We start from the raw sequence: 21,457 nt of genomic DNA, 5'->3' as shown, positions 1-21,457 counted from the left end.
GTGCTTTCCGTTTATCCGTGCGATTTCAGGTTTTTCCAGATTTTCCGCTTCCATGCGATAGCCAGAACAAGCAGAACAGCCAGATAAGCCAGAACCTCTTTGCCAATATGGTGGCGCTCATTACGGTGTGGATCTGCTGCCCAAACCAAGAATGTGGTAATATCCTTGGCCTGTTGCTCCACAGTTGCCGGTGTACCATCAGGGTATTGAATGGCACCGTTCATCAACGGCGGTGGCATGCCAATCATATGGCCTTCTGCCCAATCATTATAGAATTTGCCCGGCACAATGGGGGCATCAGCCGGCGGCGGCATGCGGTAGCCTGTTAGAAAGGCGTAAAGCCAATCTGCGCCACCGGGATGCACAGCCGCCAGGCGAGATTGATCTGGCGGCGCAACCCCACCCATAACAGCAGCCGCAGCGGCATCATTGGGGAAGGGGGAGCGGAAGTGATCATCCGGCAAGCCGGGGCGCATTGTGGGCATGCCCGAGATGCCAACAGGGCCGGGAATCTGCTTACTATGGGCAAGGTCTGTAATCGCTTGATCACTTAGCCCAATACCTTCCAGATCCCGATATGTCAGGCTACGCATGCCGTGGCAGCTAGCGCACACATGATCGTACACTAAAAAGCCGCGTTGCAGGCTGGCTTTATCATAGGTGCCAGTTGCACCTTCAAAGCTCCATTTTTGATGAGGAGGGGCTTTATCAGGCGTGTTGGCCAGTGCGGGCGTTGCAAGGGTAAACGCTGCTAGAAAAGAGCCTGCAAAAACATGCTTACGCATTAGGCGTCTCCCTGTGAGGCAGCAATGGAGGAAGGGAGAGGGCGCGTTTTTTCCGTGCGGGAAACAAGGGGAAGGAACACAAGGAAATACCCAAAATAATAAAGTCCGGCCAAACGGGCGGCAATTAGCCAGCCACCTTGTGCGTGATGTTTGCCTGCATCTGCCAGCACAATAAATGCACACACAACGCCCAGAAGCCCAATGCGGCACAGAGGACGAAAACGCATGGAGCGCACGGGGGAGCGATCAAGCCACGGCAAGGCAAACAGAACCAGCAGGGAGCCAGCGGCAGCTACAAGACCGCCAAATTTGGATGGTACGGATTGCAAAAGCCCATAAAACGGCAGGAAATACCATTCCGGTTCAATGTCTGCAGGTGTGTGCATGGGGTCTGCCGGGGTGTAGTTGTCTGGCTCAATCAGCATGTTGGGCCAAAAGAACATCAGGGCCGCAAACACCATGGCAAACAGAATAAGCCCAACCAGATCCTTGCTGACATAGTAAGGGTAAAAAGGCACCGTATCTTTGGGGGTGCGTGGTTCAACACCAGTGGGGTTGTTGGAACCTGAAACGTGCACAGCCGCTACGTGCATGCCCACAACACCCACAATCAGAAATGCCAGAACAAAGTGCAGCACAAAAAAGCGATGGAGGAAGATGTCTCCCAGATGGTCGCTGCCTGTCATGATGTGTTCCAGCGTTGGGCCAACACCCGGTATGGCACCTACCGCTTTGGTAATCACATCCGCGCCCCAATAGGACATCTGGCCCCACGGCAGCAGATAGCCTGCAAAAGCGGTAGCCATAACCATCAGCATCAGCACAAGGCCCGTTAGCCACAGCAGTTCACGCGGGGCTTTATAAGATCCGTAATAAAGCCCACGAAACAGATGCAAATACAAAGCCGCCAGAAACAGGTTTGCGCCCGTCATGTGCATGGCACGCAAAAGCCACCCGCCAGAAAGCTGGCGTTCTATGGCTTCAACAGAAAGAAAAGCCCCGACATCTGTGGGGGTATAGTTCATGGCCAGAAAAATGCCACTGGCCAGCATCAGCCCCAGAACAAGCGTAAGAATAGCCCCAAAATTCCACCAACCATTCAGATTGCGCGGCACACGGAAATCAACATATTCAGCCCGAAAGGCGGAAATTACCGGAAGGCGTCTGTTAATCCAGCCAGCCAGGCCAGAATAGGGTGGTGTGGAAGAAGCAGATGTTTGCTTCTGGTCGGGTATGCTCATGGTAAATCCATGTTGGCTGGCAGAAACAGGGGCAGGCAGTGCTCCGTATTCCGCTGTGGCTGTGAGGAAAGGCAACGCATGCCCAAAAGCGATATGCGGAATCCATGGCTCAGATGAGATATGAAGGGCATGCAGGTTAAAGTCGTTTCGTCTGCCTACGTATGATGCAAAACGCACGTGCTTGGTGTTGTGCCATAAAAACCTGCCATAGATTGCTATCAGAAAGACCCGGATTAAGGAGCAATAAGTTCCTTTTACCTGATCCAGATAGATGCGGCGGCATCATAACTTTGCCGAAACATTTGGGCAAGGTGGGTGCAGTTTTTAACAAACTGTGAAGGCATTTGCTCTTGCATAAGGCAAAATGCAGGACCATCATACTTGTTATCACTCGCATGTTGTGGGTGTGATGTTCTCAGGGCAGGGTGAAAATCCCTACCGGCGGTAAGCAGCGCAAAGCGTTGTAAGCCCGCGAGCGCCCGCTTCTGGCGGGGTCAGCAGATCCGGTGCAATTCCGGGGCCGACGGTTACAGTCCGGATGGAAGAGAACAGAAAGACTGGTGCGTGATCGTGATTCGTCCAGAATGACGTGCGTGCAAGGCTATCTTATGCCCTGAGTCCGTCTGGTTTATGAGAACGCGGGCAGAAACAGGGTGAACAGCTTTTCACAGATTTCCCGACAGATCATGCCAGAACGCATTGGCGCGGCGTTTCATCTTGCCGTGGCTGAGGCGTGGAGCTTTGTAGGACGTACAGCCCCAAACCCGCCGGTAGGGTGTGTGCTGCTGGATGCGCAAGGTGATGTGCTGGTTGTGGCCGCACATCATCAGGCAGGCACCGCACATGCAGAAAGACTGGCTGTAGAGCAGGCGCGTGCTCTTGGGTTGGTGGAGCGGATTGATACCGCTGTTGTTACGCTGGAGCCCTGCAATCATACCGGTCGCACCCCCCCATGTACGGAAGCACTGCTTTCTACCCCTGTAAAAACCGTCTGGATTGGCTGTGCAGATCCTAACCCGCATGTGCAGGGTGGGGGCGCTGCCCGGCTGGAACATGAAGGTATTACGGTTAACCGTTTGTGGCAGTGCATGAATGCTGCGGCCACATATGCACGCTGCCGTGCGTTGTTGGCCCCATTTGCCATGCGCATGACGCACGGGCGGCCTTGGATAACCGTTAAACAGGCGCTGGATAGCAAAGGCTCCATGGTGCCCCCCAAAGGGCAAAAAACCTTTACAACCCCGGCATCCCTCCGGCTGGCGCATACTTTGCGGCGTGTCACAGATGGCATTGTGACAGCGACAGGCACAGTGCAAGCAGATCGGCCCACGCTGACCGTGAGGCATGTTGAAGATCATCCTCAACGCAGCCGCCTGTTGGTGGTGTGTGGGCAGGAAAAGCATGCTCCGGCTGAGTGGCTGGCCAGTGTTTCCGCCGCGTTCGATGTGCGTTTCTGCCCCGATATTGCGCAACTGCCAGATATTCTGGCGCAAAGTGATGCGTTGTGGGTGATGGTAGAAGCCGGGCCAACTCTGCTTGAGGCCCTTAAAACCCATAATTTGTGGGATGATTGGCTGACCATTCGTCAGGATGCATCAGGGCAGGATCATCTTGCTGTTTCAATCCAACATGATGTCACACCCCTTTCTCTTTTTCCCGAGTGGGTGCGGTGTGCGCAGGAGCAGGTATGTTTTCCGGTATCATAGAATCTCTCGGTCATGTGGCTAAGGCAGAGCGCAGCCCCCAGTCTCTTATGCTGGAAGTGGAAACAGGGCTGCACGATGTGGCGGAGGGTGAAAGCATAGCCGTAAATGGTGTGTGTCTGACTGCTGTAGAGCCTTCGACAACTGGTCTTGTTCGCTTTTTTGTCAGCAGCGAGACACTGGATTGCACCACTTTGGGCGTGCTTGAGGCCGGGCACCGGATCAATCTGGAACGTGCGGTTACCCCCGCCACACGTCTTTCTGGCCATATTGTGCAAGGCCATGTGGATGCGGTGGCACGGTTTACAGAATGTACGCAGTCAGGCGATGCACGACGTGTGGTGTTTGAAGTGCCTACTCAACTGCGGCGCTACATGGTGCCCAAAGGGTCTGTCGCACTTGCGGGTATCAGCCTGACCCTGAACGAAGTGGGTGAGCCAAACGGCGAGACCTTTCCCATCGAACTGATGATCATTCCGCACACATGGGAGCACACTACACTCGGCACGCTAAAAGTAGGTGATGCCGTGAATGTGGAAGTGGATATCATTGCCAAATATGTGGAGGCACAATGCCGGACCAAGTAAATACAGCAGCCCCTGTGGCAGCTAAGGCATCGGCTAGGCTTTTGCAGGCGGTAGAAGCCGTGCGTGCAGGCCGTATGGTTATCATGGTGGATGATGAAGATCGTGAAAACGAAGGCGATCTGGTCATGGCTGCTGAGTTCATGACGCCAGAAGCCATGAACTTCATGATCACCCATGCCCGTGGCCTTGTGTGCCTGCCACTTACGCCAGAGCAGGTGGATCGCCTCGGCCTGCCCATGATGGTAAGGCAGAGTGATAATACAGCCCAGTACGGTACGGCGTTTACGGTATCCATTGAAGCCAAGGAAGGCGTGAGCACCGGTATTTCTGCGCCAGATAGGGCGCATACCGTACGTGTAGCGGCATCAGAAAACGCAACACCTGCGGATATTGCCACACCGGGCCATATCTTTCCGCTGCGGGCAGCCCCCGGTGGGGTGCTGGAACGTATTGGCCATACGGAGGGTTCGATAGACCTACTGCGTTTGGCCGGGCTAAAGCCTGCCGCTGTTATCTGCGAAATTCTGAATGAAGATGGCACCATGGCGCGCCGTCCTCAGTTGGAAGTGTTTGCCCGCCAGCATGATCTGCCGATTGTTTCGATTGCAGAGTTGGTGACGTGGATTAAAGCAAACGGCTTGTCATCCTTGGCGACGCAGGCTGCAAAAACAAATCTGGAAGTTGCACCAGAACCAGCAGTGCCAGATCTGGCACAGGCATCCTTACCCAGTGCTTACGGGGGGGATGATTTGGTGATCCATGCGTATCAGGATGAAAACGGCGTGGAGCATGTCGCCTTGGTAAAAGGTGATGTGCGCCGCAAAGGGGCTGTGCCGCTAGTGCGCCTGCATTCTGAATGTGTGACGGGCGATGCCCTTGGTTCTCTGCGGTGCGATTGCGGCTCACAGTTGCATGCCGCGCTTCGGGCTATAGGGAAGGCGGAATGTGGCGTGCTGGTTTATGTGCGAGGACATGAAGGGCGCGGCATCGGGTTGGTCAATAAAATCCGCGCTTACGAGCTACAGGATGCCGGGCTGGATACGGTAGATGCCAACCATCGGCTGGGTTTTGCAACAGATGCCCGAGATTGGCGCGCGGCTTCGGGCATATTGCGCAGCCTTGACGTAGGCGAGCTGGATTTGCTGACGAATAACCCAGATAAAGTGCGTGCTCTGGAAGCGCGCGGTTTTATGGTACGTCGCCGGATTGGGCTGGAAATTCCGCCCACAGTGCATAATCGTGCCTATCTGGAAGCCAAGCGCCGGCGTATGGGGCATCATCTTGGGCAGTTTGTTGCCGCTGATGCCGAACCAGATGTGGTTGTCTGATTTTTAAATAAGCGAATGATTAAAGGGTGTTTAACTGATGGGTACACGTTCCCCCGTTTCCTTGCCGGATCTTAAGGCGCTTTCTCCTGCGCCACGTTTGGCCATTATTGTTAGCCGGTTTAATGAAGTTGTAACGGGCGGCTTGCGTGATGGTGCTGTTGCGTGGCTGGCTGAACATAACATTACTGTGAAAGACGGTGATGTTTTTGCGGCTCCCGGTGCCTTTGAAATGCCACTTCTGGCACAGACACTTGCCAAAACAGGCAATTATGAAGGCGTTATCTGCCTTGGTTGCGTTGTAAAAGGGGATACAGCGCATTTTGAATTTATCAGCCTAGGCGCCACAATGGGCATTCTTCAGGCCTCTTTGGCCACAGAAACGCCTATCGCCTTTGGTGTGTTGACAACTTATACAGAAGAGCAGGCACAGGTACGCTCTGCTGATGATATCCACAACAAAGGGCGCGAAGCCGCTGCTGCGTGTGTGGAATCTCTGGCCTTACTGCGCCAGATCAAAGGCTGAATAAATGGGCTGTGTTAGGCTGCACCAACCGAAAGTGTAAAAGCCAAGCCAGAAAAAGGATGGAGGGAGCATGAAGCGGGTCACTCTCATTGCCGGGATTTTCGGTTTGGGGTTGACCATATGGATGCTGGCCCAGTTTGGGGTGTTCTCTATTTTTTCTCTTGTTATGACAGGTGGTTGGGGCATTTTGGCCGCCATTGCCTTTCATGGCGTGCAGGTTTTTCTTTCTGCTTCTGCTTGGCGCACCATTGCAGGGCGCACTTTTGGCCCGGTTCTGCCGTTAAGAGCCTATTTTATGCTCCGCTGTGTGCGAGAGGGCATAAATAATCTTCTTCCCGTTGCACAGGTTGGCGGGGAGGTTATGTCCTCCCGCCTGTTGGCCCGCCGCGGTTTGGGCCTGAAACATGCGGCAGCCGCAACAATTTGCGATCTGACAATCGAGTTGCTGAGCCAAGTGGTATTTACCCTCAGCGGCTTGGTTATGTTGCTGTTTTTGGTCAAGCGTTCCGCCGTTACAGACCGATTGCTGGAAAGCGCATTGGTGCTTTTGGCCATAGGTGGCGGCGTATTTATCAGCCAGTGGCTTGGGGCCGTGGCTTTCATAGAAAAATTGCTTATCCGCATAGCCGCTCATCTGGGGTGGAGCGGTGTTGATGGTATTCGCGGCCTTAATAAGGAAGTGCTCGCGCTGTATAAATCAGGCCGCAACGCGGTTACTGGTCTGATATTGCAGTTTTGCGCATGGGCTTTAGGGGCTGTTGAGGTGTGGCTGATTCTGCACTTCATGGGGCATGGGAGCTCTCTTGCTACCGGATTTGTGATCGAAGGTGTGGGGGAAACAGCTAAATCAGCCGGGTTTGCCGTGCCCGGTGCTCTTGGTGTGTCAGAAGGGGGCTACATTATGGTTGGCAGCCTTTTTGGTATGCCGCCTGCGGTTGCTATTGCGCTTTCTCTCATCAAACGTTTGCGTGAAATTGCTTGGGGTTTGCCCTCTCTTATGCTGTGGCAATGGCTTGAGCATACATGGCGCCCTTATGCCGAGCGCCTGCGTAAAATGCCCTTTTCTCGCACGGGTCTGTAAAAAGGAAAACAGAGCCCTGCTTACATCATCACTTGCTTCTGGCTGGGGGGTTGGGCAAACCATGACAGCCCCTTCTGCTTGGGCTGTGATTATTTTGGGATCCTGTCGTTCATCATGCTGTTTGCACCCATAGGTCGTTTCATTACGTTCTGCGCTCGCCATGCCTGGGCTGTTGTGGCGTTGTTTCTCGTGCTTTCGGGGGCAGGCGTTTACGCTGGCATGACCCGTCTGGGAGTAACGACAGATACCAGCAAAATGCTTTCCCCCCGTTTGGAGTGGAAGCAGCGTTCCGATGAAATGGGGCGTCTGTTCCCCCAGAAGGAAAACCTTCTGGTAGCTGTTATTCAGGCTAAAATGCCAGAAGAAGGGCAGGAAACAGCGCGGGAACTGGCTGCCAAGATAAGTTCCGATCATAAACACTTTTCTTTTGCGCATAGGCCAGATGCCAACCCGTATCTGCTGCGCAATGGTTTGATGTTTCTGGAGCCTCAGCCCCTTTCTCAGGTGTTGAATGATACCATTACAGCGCAGCCATTCTTGGCGGCGTTGGCGCAGGACCCTTCAGCACGTGGGTTGTTTGGTGCTCTTTCCCTTATGGCAGAGGGTGTAAAACAGGATCAGGCTAATCTATCTGGCTTTCAGGCGCCTTTGTCTGGTTTTGCTAATACGCTGGAACAGGCTGTGGCTGGGCATGCTGAGGCTATGTCTTGGCAGCAGCTTTTGGGCGGCAAGCTCTCTGATCTGGCGGGTAACTATCAGTTTGTTATCACCAAGCCGATCTTGGATTACGGGTCCTTTCAGCCGGGTGGGGCCGCCGCAGATACCATGCGGCAGGCTGTCAGTTCTTTGGAATTTGTTAAAAACGGGCATGCCAAGGTTTATCTGACCGGGCAGGTGCAACTGGATGATGAAGAGTTTGCAACCGTGGCAGAAGGCATGGTGGCAGGGCTTCTGGGGTCTTTAGCACTTGTTACCTTATGGCTTACGCTTGCTGTCAGAACATGGCGTGTGGTGCTGCCTATTGTAGTCACGCTTGTTGTGGGCCTGTTGCTGACGACCGGTTTTGCTGCTGTGGCCGTGGGTACGCTGAACCTGATTTCCGTGGCATTCGCTATTCTGTTTGTTGGCATTGCGGTGGATTTTGCCATCCAGTTTTCTGTCCGCTTCCGTGCCCAAACCCCCACGCAGCCGGGTGAAGAGGGCGTGTTTGAAGCTCTGCGCCTAACGGGTGAAGAAACCGGGCATCAGATACTTGTGGCTGCACTGGCAACGTCTGCTGGGTTTCTGGCCTTTACGCCTACAGCTTTTCTGGGTGTTGCACAGCTTGGTCTTATTGCCGGTATTGGTATGTTGGTGGCCTTTATTTGCACCACCACGCTTTTACCTTCGCTGCTGAAAATCTGCCACCCGCCGCTAAACTGCCCTAGCATGGGTTATGCGTTCATGAAGCCGGTGGATATTAAAATCCGTCATATGCGCAAGCTGCTTCTGGGCTTTTTTACGCTGGTGGCTTTGGTGGGTTTGGCACTGGTGCCCAGCTTACAGTTTGATGGTGACCCGCTGCATACTAAAAACCCGAACTCGGAAGGGATGCGCGCCCTTAAGCTGTTGATCAACAACCCTCAGACATCTCCTTACAGTGCAGAGCTGCTAGTGCATTCTCTTGCGGATGCAGAAAAAGAAACCACGCGGCTGTCTAATCTGCCAGATGTGAATGATGTGATGTGGCTTGGCTCCTTTGTGCCAACCCAACAGCAGCAGAAACTGGCACTGATTCAGGATGCAGCTTCTATTCTGTTGCCAACGCTTATTGTGCCGCAGCCTAAAGCCGCCCCCACAGCGGATGATCTGCGTAAATCAGCGCATGATACATCTGTCGCCTTGGCTGGTGTGCTGGATAAACTGCCAGCGCAGGATCCGCTTCGCCGTATTCAGGCCGCTCTGGCCAAGCTGGCAGAAGCTCCAGATGCCACTGTGCAGGCAGCTAATACCGCATTGGTCCGCTTCCTACCGACAGAGCTGGATCAGCTGCGCACTATGCTTCAGGCAACGTCTGTAAGTATCAAGGATGTGCCCCCTGAAATTGCAGATGATTACCTGCTGCCAGATGGCCGCGCCTTGGTGGAAGTGCATCCTAAGGGTGTGATGTCCAATTCTGGTGCGTTGCGTAAGTTTGTGGCTTCTCTGCAGAAGGTAGAGCCGCAAATGGCTGGCACCGCGGTTGATATTGTGGAAAGCGCACGTTCCATTGTGAAGGCGTTTGAACAGGCCGCCGGTGCAGCTATTGTGATGATTGCCGTTATTCTCATGCTGGCTCTGCGCCGCGTTAAGGATATGGCGCTGGTGCTGGCACCGCTGCTGCTTTCCGCTTTGATGACGGTTATTCTGATTGTGCTGCTGCCCGAAACCCTAAACTTTGCCAACATTATTGCACTGCCCCTGCTGCTTGGGGTTGGGGTTTCCTTCAACATCTATTTCGTTATGAACTGGCGGGATGGCGTAAAATATCCGCTGGCTTCTCCTACCGCGCGCGCTGTGCTGTTTTCCGCCCTTACAACAGGCACGGCCTTTGGCTCTCTGGCGCTTTCGCACCATCCGGGCACAGCCAGTATGGGGCGGTTGCTGCTGCTTTCTCTGGGTTGCACGCTGTTGGCCACACTTGTGTTTGTGCCAGCTCTGCTGCCTAAGCGGCCTATAGACGAGGCCTGATAAAAAGCAGGCCATAAGAGTAGGTAACAAAAAAGCCTCCCGAAAATATCGGGAGGCTTTTTTATATCTGTTTTCTGAAAGAGAAATCAGAAAGGCGGGAGCTTACTTTTTCACCCATTCAGGATGGTGCGGCATTTCAATATCACGCCCCTTCAACATCATATCCCAGTAAACACGGGGGAATACGATTGTCTTCAGGAACCAAGCAAAGCGGCTAGGCTTGCGCTGATCGTAAGGGAAGCTGGGGGCAGGTTTGCCGCCATACAGGAACTCAGCCAGAATAATCTTGCCATAGGCAACGGTTAGCGGGCAGGCACCGTAGCCATCGTAGCTGCTTGTCAGCGGCTTGCCATCCAGGGATGCCAGAACGTTTGCTGTCACCACAGGGGTTTGCGCACGGGCAGCGGCCATGGTTTTGGCGTTGGATGTGCCGATAACATCGCCCATACCAAAGATAAGCGGATACTTGGTGTGCTGGAGCGTGCTGGGGTCTACATCCAGCCAACCACCTTCATTTGCCAAGGGGCTTTTCTTGATGAAGTCCGGAGCACTCTGTGGTGGGGTGACATGCAGCATGTCAAACTCTTTCACCACATTTGTAACTTTGCCATCTGGCCCGGTAACGGCAAAGGTTGCCTTGTGTTCCGGCCCGTTTACGGCAATCAGCGTGTGTTTGTACAGTACGTTAATGCCATAATAATCCACGGCTTCCTGCAAACCGGGGCGATAGTAACCAACGCCAAATAGCGCATCACCCGTCATGCAGAAATCTACATTAGTGCGGTTAAGCGTGCCTTGCTTGCGCCAGTAATCAGATGCCAGATAGGCAATTTTCTGCGGCGCACCAGCGCATTTGATAGGCATAGGCGGCTGGGTAAACAATGCCGTGCCGCCGGAAAGGGACTGAATGCATGTCCATGTATATTCCACAGTATCTTTGGAATAGTTACTGCACACGCCGTTACGGCCCAGCGTATCTGTCAGGCCTTCAATCTTGTTCCAATCAAGCTGGAGGCCGGGGCAAACAATCAGGCGGTTGTAAGCAACGGTGCGGCCATCTTCCAGCGTAAGCATGTTGTCATCTGGCTGGAAGGATGCCGCAGCAGCACGCAGCCATGTGCAGCCTTTGGGAATAACGCCACCTTCCTGATCCAGCGTGCTCCGCAGCTTCATTACGCCTGCGCCAACCAGTGTCCAGCCCGGCTGATAGGCGTGGGTGGTTGCGGGGTCGATAATGGCAATATCCAGTGTGGAGCGTTCACGCAGCAGGCGCGCTGCTACGGCAATACCGGCCGATCCACCACCCACGACAACAACAGTGTAGCGTAGATCTGGTGTTGTGGAGTTTTCTGTTTGAGTCATGGAAGTCTCCCTGAATCTCACGTTGACGTGGGTGCACTATCCCAAACATCTACAATTTAATAAAGTATTTAATTGTATTTGGGATATGTGTGGAGGGCAGGTCAGTCCTTGACCCACACTTCAACCGGGCCGCTCAGCTTCATGGTAAGCGGGTTGCCGCGCCGATCTACCGTTTTGCCTACAGCCACACGCACCCACCCTTCGCTGATGCAATATTCTTCAACGTTTGTTTTTTCTACGCCCTTAAAGCGCACGCCAATGCCCCGGGCCAGCAGGTCTTCATTATAAAAAGGGCTTTCCGGGTTTACGGAAAGGCGGTCGGGCAGGGTATCAGACATTTAGAGAGTCCTTGATATATCGGTTAAAAGTGCACCGATGTTTTTAAGGGCTTTCATATTGAAAGACCATGCTCGATCCGCATTTACAGCGCAGAATGCGGGCTAGGGGTTGCCTTGGGTAGAGGTTACAATAATTTTCCCTTTGCCATCACGCTCTGTAGCCAAGGTGCCTGTGGCTTTATCCACCAAAATGTTGCCCGCATTTTCAACATGCAGGGCTGCCACAGATGTTTCACCATGAAATACAGCATCTGCTGTGCTGTTGGATGTAATTTCCAACGCTTCCAGCGTGCCTTGCCGGGCTGTAAAGGCAGCAGAGCCACCAAGATAAACAGCCAGGGCCGGCGCTTGCACTTTCCCGATCATAAACGGGGCAGAAACTGTGGAACGCAAACGCGCAGAGTCCGCCAATACAGGAATGCTGATAGTGCCTGTGGAATCAGACACAACGTTCAGTTCAGCAGCACGCCCTAGTGTTACGGCTCCCCTGCCTGCCTGAAGAAAAACGGGGCTTTTGCGGTCATCCACCTGAATGGATGCTTTGCCTGTGCTGGTAATAACCAGCGGCATATTCGGCGAGGTGGTGAGCGTAAGATTGGTATCTGCCCCACAGCTTTGCCCTGCAACAGATAGGCTACCGTCTGAGTTAGTAGTTAGTTGAATGCCCGCAGGCCATTGGCCATTTTCTGGTTCAGGCTGCGTTACGCCTTTTTGAGCACGAATATGTAGGCTGCTCAGGCAAGGCGCTGCAATATTAAGCGTTGGGCTTTGGGTTTTTTCTGCCCCACAGGCAATAGAGGGTAGAAAAACTGCCAGGCAGAGAGCCGTTGCAGCGCAAACTTCTGAACGAAAAAAAGAATACAGCATGCCTTCTTTCTGCCAGTGCCTGAGGGGTGCGTCTATCCTGTTTAATGGCGTAGCCCACTGCCACCTGTGCCACCCATTAAGGCATCGTGCATACGATCCAATGCTTCAGTGAGTGTATCATGTGCGCGTTTGCCTTTGCTGCCCACAACAGTCACGGTGCTGGTCATGCCAGCGGCCAACTGGGTGCCGGGAGGAATGCTATCTATCTGCACACGTACAGGAATACGCTGCGCCAGACGCACCCAAGTATAAACAGGATCAACAGATGGCAGGCCTTGCGTTGCGGTTGCCGCGTTGGCCGTTGCAATGCCACGCGTAAGACTAACAACATGGCCCCACATGGGTTCACGATACCCCATAAGGTCTAGCCGCACGCGGTCCCCAACATGAATGGAGCGGATTTTGGTTTCCTCAAAATATCCATCCACCCAGTAGGATGAGGCATCAATTACCTCAACATTGGATTTGCCAGCAGTTGCATAATCACCCACACGCATGATGAGGTTATTGACATAGCCTGTTACCGTGCTGCGCACATATGTACGATCAAGGTTGATTTTTGCTTGGGAAAGATTTGCCAATGCCTGCGCATAAGCAGCTTTGGCAATGTCTGCCGTGGCTTGATAAACCTGCTTTTCTTCGCGGGAGGCAGCAGCATCTGTCAGCTTGTCACGCCGGAATTCCTGCGTGTCTTTCAGCGCCATATCCGCTTTGCGCTGGTTAACCATAGCCGTTGCTGTTGCCAGCGCCACCTTAAAGTCAAACGGATCAATTTCGTACAGAATGTCCCCAGCGTGCACGAACTGGTTATCCCGCACGCGCACAGCAATAATCTGGCCTGAAACACGTGGGGCAATATCTGCAACCTGTACACGTACTTGTCCGTTTCGGGTCCAGGGGGCGGCTGTGTAGTAATCCCACAGTACGAAGCAAACAACGGCTGCAATGGCAAGAATGGTCCCCGTTGTGATAAACTGCAGGACGCGGCGTGCGCGCTCAAACACGGTCGGAAAGCCCTTTCACAACAAAATAGTGTAAAGGCCGATAAGGCATATCAAAATGCCAAATTCAGCCAGAGGCAGGTTCCATACCACGCGGCGGGCACGTACTTTGGATAGAACCGGGTTAAGAGCCAGCAGGGTGGCAATAGCCAATCCGGCATGGACAACAAAGGACGAAACAAGCAGCCCGCCTATGTCCAGAACAGGGCGTAATTCCATGTTAGCGGGCCTTCCATTGCTGATCTGGCACAGGGATAAGATCGTACAGATGCAAAGCGGAACGGTTATGTTCCAGCAGATGTATGGCGCCAACCATGGCGGATACGGCAGCAAGAGCCGTTGCCATCTGGCCATGTGGCAGGTTGATGGAATGATCCAGCAAAACGCGTGCCTTGCGCTTCATGCGGTAAAGCGCTGAATCCACATTGTAGATAATGGTGGCGCGGTAGGCAGATTCCGCATCCAGCCGGATTGCAGGAATGGTGGCGGCACGTTGCAGATGGCGGCGTGCACGTGCCAATTCCACGTTCAATTCATCCAGACTGGCAAGGCGCGAGAAAACGCGCTGTTTTGCCTTATTGTTGGGGAGGTAGCGGTTCCACTCCAGAATGCGGCACAGCCGATCATAATGGCGGCTGATCAGGGCAGAACCGGCTTGTTCACCATGTCCTTCAAACTGGAGCAGCAAATCGTGCCCAATGGTAATACCAACCCTAAAGCGCCTACCCGTAGCAGAAGGTGGTAGCAACAACACCAGTGAGATAAAGATGATAATAGCTGCAAATAGGTACAGCACGTTGCGGTCTATAAACGCTGAGGGTTCGTAGTTTTGCTGGTTGGCCACACCCAGAATAACAAAGAAGAAAACGCCCGCGTTAAACCCAATAGTCGCTGTTTTAGGGTTCATTAACAGCAGGCACCCTCCAAAGATAATTGGAAGAATAGCCATTGCCAGAAAAGGCATGTCTGCGCCGTGGGGTAATACCCCAAAGTTTAGCACCGCAGCCACAGCAATTGCCAATGGTGTGCCAATAAGGGCCCCCATGCCAAAACCGCGCGCATTATAAGTGGTAGCAGCCAAAGTGAGAATAATGGCGACCTGAGAAAGCGCGCTATAGGTAGCAGGGATATCCGAGATAATACAAAGCCCGGCTGCAACAGAAAACCCAATCAGGGTGCGCAAGCCGTTAAGTAGGGCTGCAATAACATCATGATGCTGATCGATCTTGAGTTCTGGTGCTTGTGTGCGGGCACGTTGCCCATGCTGGAGCGCATCTATGCCATCTGCGGCCCAACGTGCATCAGACAGAAGCGCCATGGAGCGTTCGATCAACCATGCTTCATCCAGTGTTGGTCCAAGCGAGGCTTCCTCTGCGTGGGCTTCCTTAGCCAGATCTTCCAGATCATGCACAGCCTGAAGGGGAGATTCTACTGGGGTGCCATCACCAAATGATGTGCGGATGTGCTTAAGTATGGGGCCGGAGATGTTGCCCCGGCGCAGCACATTGGCAATGGCACGGCTACAGGTGAGCATTTCCAGTAGCGCCACCATGGCAGAGCGTGCACCCGCAAGGCGCAGCTTGGCATCAGCAAGCTCGGTTTTGGCGAATGAAACCTGAGATGTCAGGGCAATAATTTCCCCCGCCAAACCAGCGCATGTCATGTCATCCGGCACACCGTGGCCGGCTACGGCATCACGCGCAATGCGTTGCACCATTTCGCCTGTGCGACGTAAGTTGGCTGCCAGTTTTTCAAACGCGGTGGGGGAGCCAAACACATCGTTAATGGCAGCGGTGGCTGCAATACCAACCACAATGGCGGACACACGGTTAACAGTGACATCAAAGATGGAAGCCGGGTTATCAATACAGCTAATGCCCACAATGGCTACAGTGTAGCCAGAAAGCATGGCCGCATAGGCACGGAAGTCTCGCTCTAGTGTGCCCATAATGGTGCATAGGGTGAGCCACAGCGCCACGCCGCCCAGAAAAACCCCGCGTTCTTGATTAAAGCAGGCTGTCAGAAAAAGAGCGACAAACGCCCCGATAATTGTGCCAGCCAGCCGGTAAAGTGCTTTGGAAAGCACCTGCCCACGTGTGGGCTGCGCCAAAATCATAACCGTAACAGCAGCAGAACCGGGGGAAGAAAGCTGGAGCCAGAAAGCCGTGGCAAGTGCCAGAACAGCAGACAGCCACGTGCGCAGACAAAACAGAAACCAGCCATGTGCGAAGATGCTGCGTGACAGGGGAAGAAACAATGTCTTCCAAGATCCCATACGGAATGCTGCCGGTGTTTCTGTTGTCATGTCTGTGCTGTCTTTAACCTCTTTGCTTCACATTAGGGGGCATGCCATTTCCGGCCAGACAGGGCGGGTTTAAGCGAATCTCGCAGTATCAGCATGCTTCTTAAAATAAAATATAATCTTTGGCGTGATGCCATGAGTGATGAGGGGGGTTGCGCTTAACGCGGGTCAGGCCAGATGGCGAGGGTGTGAATTATATCTAACCTAATGATAAGATAAGATGAAGTGAGGTTAAGAGATGGCTGCTCACGATCTGGGTATGTCATGGAAAAGTGAAATTTTTTCTGCCAGTTGCGTGATGGAGTGCGCCAGAGTTCATGAAATTTATCCACACATCAGACTGGCAGATCGGCAAGACATTTAGTTTTGCAGATGATGATACCTTGGGCGCGCTACAGGCCGCACGTGTAGATGTTGTGCGCAACATTGGTGCTTTGGCCCGGCAGGAAGGTGCAACCTGCGTGCTGGTGGCGGGTGATATTTATGAACATGAAACGCCAGAAAGACGCACATTGCATCAGCCCATGGAGCGGATGCGGCAGTTCCCCGATGTGCAGTGGCATCTTATCCCCGGCAACCACGATGCAGATTCGCCAGAGGGTGTGTGGGCGCGTTTAAGGCGTGAAGATGCTGTGCCGGATAACGTGCATCTGCATACATGCCCGCAAGCAGTGCAGATAGATAAAGCACATAATACGTGGCTGTTGCCTGCCGTGCTCAAGCGCCGCCATACGCTTTCTGATTTAACAGATTACATGAATGATGAGGTGACACCGCCAGATGCTTTGCGCATTGGGTTGGCGCATGGGTCTGTTGTGGGGTTTAGCAATGGACAAGAGGCCGAGCACAACCCTATTGCGCTGGATCGGGCCAAACAGGCCGGGCTTGCCTATCTGGGGTTGGGGGACTGGCATGGCTTTTGCCAGATTGATGCCCGCACCTGTTATTCTGGCACCCCGGAAACAGACCGCTTTGTAACGGGTGGCGCAGGCGGTGGGGAAACACTGGTGGTAACAGTGGATGGTCCATGTGCGCAGCCTGTTATCTCCCGGCACCGCACGGGCAAGTATATCTGGCGTAAGTTGGAAGACATTGTGCTGACTAACGGTGAAGATATTGAAGCATTGGAAGCCCGCGTAAGAGGCATAAACCCGGATAACCCCAGTGTTGTTATGGCATGGCTGGAAGTTTCTGGCCTGTTGGGTGTGGATGATTTGCGTAAATACGAAAGCGTTATTCACACGCGCTTACAAAGTGCTGTGGCGTGTTTGCGCATAACTGGCGCACCTCAACTGGCAGCAGGGGCACAGGATCTGGAGCGGCTTGATGCTTCAGCAACCGTAAAGGTAGCAGCCCAAGAACTGTTGCAGATGGTTGAGCGAGGAGGTGAGGAAGGTGCTGTAGCAAGAGAGGCCCTGCAAAGGCTGTTCCTGTTCTGGCATGAAGTGGAAGGTGCCGCAGCATGATTCTGACAGATATCCAGCTTGAATGTGTGCGCCGGTTTGCTTCTCCAGTGCGTCTGGAAGGTTTGGGCAAAGGGCTGAATGTGCTGGCTGCCCCGAATGAGGCTGGTAAATCCACTTTGCTGATGGCCCTGCGTGCTGCGTTAACCTTGCGTCATGGCTCTAAAGCTCAACCCGTAAAAGACATGCAGCCTTATGGCGGCGGTGCACCCCATATTGGTGTAGGATTTGAATGGAGCGGTAAGCCCTGTTGGTTAGAAAAACGCTTCATGAAGGGCGCCTTTGCGCGTCTTGAGCTGGGGCAAGAGCGTTTTGATGGAGACACAGCAGAAGAACACCTGAATGCTCTGCTAGAGCTGGAGAAAAACGGCAAAAGCGAAGCAACGGGTTTGTGGAACGCTCTTTTGGTGCGCCAAGGGGAAAGTTTTGCTGCCCCCATTCTTAATAATGCAGGCCGTTCCAGTATTCAGAACTGTTTGGAACAAGGTGTTCAGGAAGTAACAGGCATTGCCGCTGCGGGGGCGTTGCTGGAACGTGTAAAGGCGCGGTTGGGGCAGTTGCAAACAGCCGCGACCGGCAGACCGACAGGGCGTTATAAGCAACTTCTGGATGATCAGGCCCAAGCTGCGGAAAATCTGAAACATCTTCACGCCAAACGTACTGCGCTGGAAGAAGATATGGTTCTGCTTGAGCAAACTCGCCGCATGTTGCGTGAGCAGGAAAACCCAGAACGGCAAAAGCAGGAAGAGCAGGAACTGCATAAGCTGCGTGAAGAGCGTGACCGCCTGCGCAATTTGGATGCAGAAGAAAAAGCTGCTCAAGCCAGAAAAGCCGCAGCGGTGCAGCAGTTCCAGAATATTCGGGATGAAGAGGAACGGCGGAAAGAATACCGGGCCGAATGCGCCCGGCTGGAGCAGTTGATTGCAGCCAGTACGCAAGAACTTGCAGAACTGGCAGAGCACGAAAAAGCTGCCAATCTGCGGTATCAGGCTGCACAGGCTGAATGCCAGAAGGCCGTGCAGCAGCATCAGGTGCGGCGTGCTGTTTTGCATCATGTCATGCAGCAGCGCGAAGTGCAGCATATGGAAGCAGCGCTTTTACGCCAGCGTGAAAACTTAAAGCATGTGCAAGAAAGCTTTGCCCAAATAGAGCAGGCACAGGCAGCGTTTGATGCGTTGCCTATGGATGAAGCCAAAATTCAGCGCCTGCGTAAGGCAGCCCAAAAAGTGGCAACGCTGGAGCAACAGTTGCAAGCGCAGGCAACTGTGTTGGAAATGGATTTGCTACCACAAGCGCAGCAGCGTGTTGTGTTAAATGGCAAAGCCTGCGCATCGGGTAAAAGCCTGTTACATGCTCCTGCAGAACTTCAGATAGAAGGCATCGGCCGGTTTATTATTGCCCCTTCTGTTGGCGGGGATACGGTTGAATTGCAGCAGGCGTTACAGACAGCTCAAGCCGCATTAACCGATCTTTTGCAACAGGCTGGATGCCTGAATGTAGAAGATGCCGAACAACAGTATGAAAAGCGCTGTTTGGCAGAGCGTCAGCTTAAGGAAGCCAAGGCCGTTTTTGCCGCCACGGTGCCCAATAAAAAGGGCGCAAACCCCGATCAGGTTTTGCTGGAATTGCGGCATGATCTGGCCAGAGAAGAAGCCGCTTACACACAGAAAAAACAAACCTTGGCGCAAAATCTGGCTAGTCAGATCGGAAGTGTTGATGAGTGTGCCCTCAACTGCCTGCCAGAGGAAGCCGTACAGCAAGAGCAGGAAGCAGCAGTAGCAGTAGAGCGCGCCAGAGAAAAAGAGCGCGATACGCAACAGGTGTTTATAACGGCCAAAGCTGCATTGGATAAAGCCAATGCAGCCCAACAGCAGCAGGAAGCCGGGCTGGCCCGTGTGCAGCGAGAGTTGGCACTTTGGCAGGAGCGTGAGCCAGATGCGACACTGGCCCAACGTAAGCAGCTATGCCAGCAGGAGCAGGACGCTGCACAGGCAGCCGTGGAGCATTGTGAGCACGCACGCCAAAAAGAACGGCCTTTGGCTGTGGTGGAAAGCGGCATTCAGCGGCGCGAACAGGCCCAGAAAACAGATGGAGAAACCATAGCCCGCCTGCGTGAAGATATACGTGAGCGCGAAACCCGCGTGCGTGGCGCAGAAGGTGAAGGGCTGGATGAACGTATAGCGGAGGCAGATCGGCTTCAGCAGCGCCTGAATATGGAAGTGGCTGCCTGCACGCGGGATAGGTCTGCCCTTGTTTTGCTTGATCAGGTTTTAAGCAAGGCAGAGCAAGAGCAAACAGCGCGCTATATGGGGCCACTGGTAAAAACCATGCAGCCCGCATTTTCAGCATTGTTTCCCGGTGCTGAACTGGAAATGGATGCAGATTTCGGGGTGGCTGCCCTTTCACGCAATCAGCGCGAAGATGTGGTAGATCTTTCTGATGGTACGCGCGAGCAGATAGCTGTTCTGGTGCGTCTGGGCTTTGCTGAAATGCTGCATGGGCGCGGTGTGCCGGCCATTCTGGTGCTGGATGATGCACTTACTTTTGCAGATCCAATGCGGCTGGAACGTTTGTTTGATGTGCTGGCAGAAGCCGCTACGCGCTTTCAGATTCTTATTTTTACGTGCCATGCGCAACTGTTCGCGCCATTGCGGGGCAGGATGTTAAGCCTGCGCCCGCAAGAAAGTTTTACATCACCACGTTAAACTGAAGCGCCATCACGGCGGCATCATGGAACACGGTGGAGCCGCCCGGACGGTTGATATACTGGAAGTCCGGCTGCAAAGACATGCCATTGGCAACATGTGCGTTGTAAAACACTTCGTAGATGTTTTCGTGGGTCTGAATGCCCCATACCTTGCCCCACTGGTTATCGGGGAAGGGCACGCCAGCAGCTAATGCAGCTTCCTGCTGCAGAACAGAGGCGCGGCTCATGGTCATCCACTGGAACATGGCGCCAACGCTATCATTCGGGCGGCCCCATGCGGCACCGGTTTCTGTCATGCCGGCCCATACGTGGTGAGACATGGCGGTGGTTTTACCATCAGACCACATCCAACCCGCCAGAGCGATCAGGCCATTGGTGGGGCCATCCCCATTCCGCATCAGCATCTGGTCAGCCATAAACCACGCGCTTGCACGGCCTGCCTCGTATTGCGGCTGTGCGCCTGTCTGCACCCATGCATTGCCGTTTACGTCGTTTAGCAGGTTTTTGTATTTGGAGTTGTCGTAGCCAAACCCAGCCTTGTAGTGGCCCACCAGATGATTGCGCCCAAAGGAAGGAAGCCAACCAATTTCCACCGGGGATGAGAACTTACCCAAGCCATCCTGCGCCCATGCCCAGCCAGAAATACCGCCGTTATACGCGTGCGGGGAAACAGCAAACAGGCCAGCCATAATATAGGCTTGTTTTGTGGGCATAACACGGGCAACAAAACCGAGGTTACCGGATGGCCAGTCTCGTGCGCCTTCTGTGTATTTGGTGGGGGCCGGGTTCCCGCACATGGCAACGTTCATGTACATACAAAACAGTGGTGAAGCGGCAAAAAAGCTGCCAACCGGAATCCAGCCCGCGCTGATATCTACATGATTGTGCAGAAAAGCGTGTTCACCATACAGGTAAACAAGATGGGCCACCACGTTACCACGTGCGCCATAAATCTGCTGCACGCCGCCCAGTGAATCCCCAATGTAATCTGTGCTCAGGTTACGGCCATGCCCGTTCACCACCATCATGTGGGTCCAGAACCCTTTCATGATGTCGGCATTGGTCAGCTTGCCCCAGTCCACATCCAGTTCAACACCCACCTGTCCGGCATTATCCACGCCTTTCCTGCGGCCACCGCGAAAGTTGCCTGCAAGTTCTTCATGCACGTCTGCCAGGATATGGATGCCGTGGCTCAGCAGCCAAGGCTGTGCGCCCCACCAGTTTCCAAAGAAATGATCCTTGCCATACGGTGCAGAAAAAAAGGGGCCAGGATCTTCAACCTGATCGGCTTCATTATCCACCTGCAAGCTGGGCCAGAGGCCTACGGCGCTGTTTCCACCTGTCAGCAACTGTGCGTGCGCAGGTAAAACAACGAAAAGAGATAGAACAAGCAGGCAGGTCGGCCATAAGGCGCGAAAAGGAAAATGGAGGTGAAGGCGTTTAATCATGTTCCCTTAATT

At 53.6% G+C, this 21,457-nt stretch carries 17 protein-coding genes and 1 riboswitch; of the genes, 8 read left to right on the top strand and 9 right to left on the bottom strand.

Annotated features, from left to right (window positions below):
* Nucleotides 1-11: 11 nt before the first annotated feature.
* Together A4S02_RS07410 and A4S02_RS07405 are read right to left on the bottom strand one after the other, a co-directional pair.
* A complete protein-coding gene (locus A4S02_RS07410; protein WP_070323383.1) occupies nt 12-785 on the bottom strand; it encodes a cytochrome c1 in 774 nt (257 codons plus the stop codon).
* On the bottom strand, nt 785-2,203 hold the full coding sequence (locus A4S02_RS07405) for a cytochrome b (protein WP_082246783.1): 1,419 nt from the start codon (nt 2,201-2,203) through the stop codon (nt 785-787). Before A4S02_RS07405 ends, A4S02_RS07410 begins: the two co-directional genes overlap by 1 nt.
* 230 nt (nt 2,204-2,433) lie before the next feature.
* A riboswitch (FMN riboswitch) is annotated at nt 2,434-2,580 on the top strand.
* Nucleotides 2,581-2,679: 99 nt separating this feature from the next.
* Between A4S02_RS07405 and ribD the strand changes: the two genes are divergently transcribed.
* From ribD to A4S02_RS07375, 6 genes are all read left to right on the top strand, one after another.
* Complete coding sequence (gene ribD / locus A4S02_RS07400) at nt 2,680-3,732, top strand: bifunctional diaminohydroxyphosphoribosylaminopyrimidine deaminase/5-amino-6-(5-phosphoribosylamino)uracil reductase RibD (RefSeq protein WP_082246782.1); 1,053 nt, start codon at nt 2,680-2,682, stop codon at nt 3,730-3,732.
* Complete coding sequence (locus tag A4S02_RS07395; RefSeq protein WP_070323382.1) at nt 3,714-4,316, top strand: riboflavin synthase; 603 nt, start codon at nt 3,714-3,716, stop codon at nt 4,314-4,316. The genes ribD and A4S02_RS07395 overlap by 19 nt, the downstream gene beginning before the upstream one ends.
* Nucleotides 4,317-4,330: 14 nt before the next feature.
* Complete coding sequence (locus A4S02_RS07390; RefSeq protein WP_026019235.1) at nt 4,331-5,644, top strand: bifunctional 3,4-dihydroxy-2-butanone-4-phosphate synthase/GTP cyclohydrolase II; 1,314 nt, start codon at nt 4,331-4,333, stop codon at nt 5,642-5,644.
* Between the two features lie 37 nt (nt 5,645-5,681).
* Nucleotides 5,682-6,167: a 6,7-dimethyl-8-ribityllumazine synthase gene (gene ribH, locus A4S02_RS07385; protein ID WP_019088199.1), complete on the top strand. Its 486-nt coding sequence runs from the start codon at nt 5,682-5,684 to the stop codon at nt 6,165-6,167.
* 70 nt (nt 6,168-6,237) lie between these two features.
* Nucleotides 6,238-7,248: a lysylphosphatidylglycerol synthase domain-containing protein gene (locus tag A4S02_RS07380; protein ID WP_070323381.1), complete on the top strand. Its 1,011-nt coding sequence runs from the start codon at nt 6,238-6,240 to the stop codon at nt 7,246-7,248.
* Between the two features lie 114 nt (nt 7,249-7,362).
* Nucleotides 7,363-9,957: an MMPL family transporter gene (locus A4S02_RS07375; protein WP_070324211.1), complete on the top strand. Its 2,595-nt coding sequence runs from the start codon at nt 7,363-7,365 to the stop codon at nt 9,955-9,957.
* A 102-nt stretch (nt 9,958-10,059) separates the two neighbouring features.
* Here the strand turns inward: A4S02_RS07375 and A4S02_RS07370 are convergent, their stop codons facing one another.
* The 6 genes from A4S02_RS07370 to A4S02_RS07345 all read right to left on the bottom strand — a co-directional run bounded on the left by A4S02_RS07370 (nt 10,060) and on the right by A4S02_RS07345 (nt 15,830).
* Nucleotides 10,060-11,319 (bottom strand): NAD(P)/FAD-dependent oxidoreductase, encoded by a 1,260-nt coding sequence (locus tag A4S02_RS07370; protein WP_070323380.1) that lies wholly within the window; start codon nt 11,317-11,319, stop codon nt 10,060-10,062.
* Between the two features lie 101 nt (nt 11,320-11,420).
* Complete coding sequence (locus A4S02_RS07365) at nt 11,421-11,657, bottom strand: DUF3297 family protein (protein ID WP_003624557.1); 237 nt, start codon at nt 11,655-11,657, stop codon at nt 11,421-11,423.
* A 102-nt stretch (nt 11,658-11,759) separates the two neighbouring features.
* The gene (locus tag A4S02_RS07360) at nt 11,760-12,524 is read right to left on the bottom strand and encodes a hypothetical protein (RefSeq protein ID WP_070323379.1); all 765 of its coding nucleotides are present in this window, start codon (nt 12,522-12,524) and stop codon (nt 11,760-11,762) included.
* A 41-nt stretch (nt 12,525-12,565) separates the two neighbouring features.
* Nucleotides 12,566-13,528, bottom strand: coding sequence for an efflux RND transporter periplasmic adaptor subunit (locus A4S02_RS07355; protein WP_019088204.1), 963 nt, complete (start codon nt 13,526-13,528; stop codon nt 12,566-12,568).
* A 15-nt stretch (nt 13,529-13,543) separates the two neighbouring features.
* Nucleotides 13,544-13,744, bottom strand: a complete 201-nt coding sequence (locus A4S02_RS07350) for a DUF1656 domain-containing protein (protein ID WP_003624554.1) — start codon at nt 13,742-13,744, stop codon at nt 13,544-13,546.
* A gap of 1 nt (nt 13,745) precedes the next feature.
* Nucleotides 13,746-15,830, bottom strand: a complete 2,085-nt coding sequence (locus A4S02_RS07345; protein WP_070323378.1) for an FUSC family protein — start codon at nt 15,828-15,830, stop codon at nt 13,746-13,748.
* 314 nt (nt 15,831-16,144) lie between these two features.
* On the opposite strand from A4S02_RS07345, the gene A4S02_RS07340 reads away from it, so the two are divergent.
* Nucleotides 16,145-17,293 carry a metallophosphoesterase family protein gene (locus tag A4S02_RS07340; RefSeq protein WP_070323377.1) on the top strand — a complete coding sequence of 383 codons (1,149 nt, stop codon included), beginning with the start codon at nt 16,145-16,147 and terminating at the stop codon, nt 17,291-17,293.
* Nucleotides 17,290-19,995, top strand: a complete 2,706-nt coding sequence (locus A4S02_RS07335) for an AAA family ATPase (protein WP_070323376.1) — start codon at nt 17,290-17,292, stop codon at nt 19,993-19,995. Before A4S02_RS07340 ends, A4S02_RS07335 begins: the two co-directional genes overlap by 4 nt.
* On the opposite strand, the gene A4S02_RS07330 is transcribed toward A4S02_RS07335, so the two are convergent.
* A complete protein-coding gene (locus A4S02_RS07330; RefSeq protein ID WP_070323375.1) occupies nt 19,979-21,445 on the bottom strand; it encodes a carbohydrate porin in 1,467 nt (488 codons plus the stop codon). The two genes, A4S02_RS07335 and A4S02_RS07330, sit on opposite strands and share 17 nt — an antisense overlap.
* Nucleotides 21,446-21,457: the final 12 nt, after the last annotated feature.

This window comes from Acetobacter ascendens, from assembly GCF_001766235.1.
Classification (GTDB): Bacteria; Pseudomonadota; Alphaproteobacteria; order Acetobacterales; family Acetobacteraceae; genus Acetobacter; species Acetobacter ascendens.
The sequence above is the reverse complement of the archived record's forward strand: the minus strand, read 5'-3'. Positions and strand labels throughout refer to the sequence as shown.

What these genes read in the sequence shown, in the direction of transcription:
- A4S02_RS07360 (WP_070323379.1), bottom strand. Translation starts at nt 12,524, where the DNA reads ATGCTGTATTCTTTTTTTCGTTCAGAAGTTTGCGCTGCAACGGCTCTC.
- A4S02_RS07345 (WP_070323378.1), bottom strand. Translation starts at nt 15,830, where the DNA reads ATGACAACAGAAACACCGGCAGCATTCCGTATGGGATCTTGGAAGACA.
- ribH (WP_019088199.1), top strand. Translation starts at nt 5,682, where the DNA reads ATGGGTACACGTTCCCCCGTTTCCTTGCCGGATCTTAAGGCGCTTTCT.
- A4S02_RS07350 (WP_003624554.1), bottom strand. Translation starts at nt 13,744, where the DNA reads ATGGAATTACGCCCTGTTCTGGACATAGGCGGGCTGCTTGTTTCGTCC.
- A4S02_RS07335 (WP_070323376.1), top strand. Translation starts at nt 17,290, where the DNA reads ATGATTCTGACAGATATCCAGCTTGAATGTGTGCGCCGGTTTGCTTCT.
- A4S02_RS07375 (WP_070324211.1), top strand. Translation starts at nt 7,363, where the DNA reads ATGCTGTTTGCACCCATAGGTCGTTTCATTACGTTCTGCGCTCGCCAT.
- A4S02_RS07410 (WP_070323383.1), bottom strand. Translation starts at nt 785, where the DNA reads ATGCGTAAGCATGTTTTTGCAGGCTCTTTTCTAGCAGCGTTTACCCTT.
- A4S02_RS07365 (WP_003624557.1), bottom strand. Translation starts at nt 11,657, where the DNA reads ATGTCTGATACCCTGCCCGACCGCCTTTCCGTAAACCCGGAAAGCCCT.
- A4S02_RS07395 (WP_070323382.1), top strand. Translation starts at nt 3,714, where the DNA reads ATGTTTTCCGGTATCATAGAATCTCTCGGTCATGTGGCTAAGGCAGAG.
- A4S02_RS07340 (WP_070323377.1), top strand. Translation starts at nt 16,145, where the DNA reads ATGAAATTTATCCACACATCAGACTGGCAGATCGGCAAGACATTTAGT.
- A4S02_RS07380 (WP_070323381.1), top strand. Translation starts at nt 6,238, where the DNA reads ATGAAGCGGGTCACTCTCATTGCCGGGATTTTCGGTTTGGGGTTGACC.
- A4S02_RS07370 (WP_070323380.1), bottom strand. Translation starts at nt 11,319, where the DNA reads ATGACTCAAACAGAAAACTCCACAACACCAGATCTACGCTACACTGTT.
- A4S02_RS07330 (WP_070323375.1), bottom strand. Translation starts at nt 21,445, where the DNA reads ATGATTAAACGCCTTCACCTCCATTTTCCTTTTCGCGCCTTATGGCCG.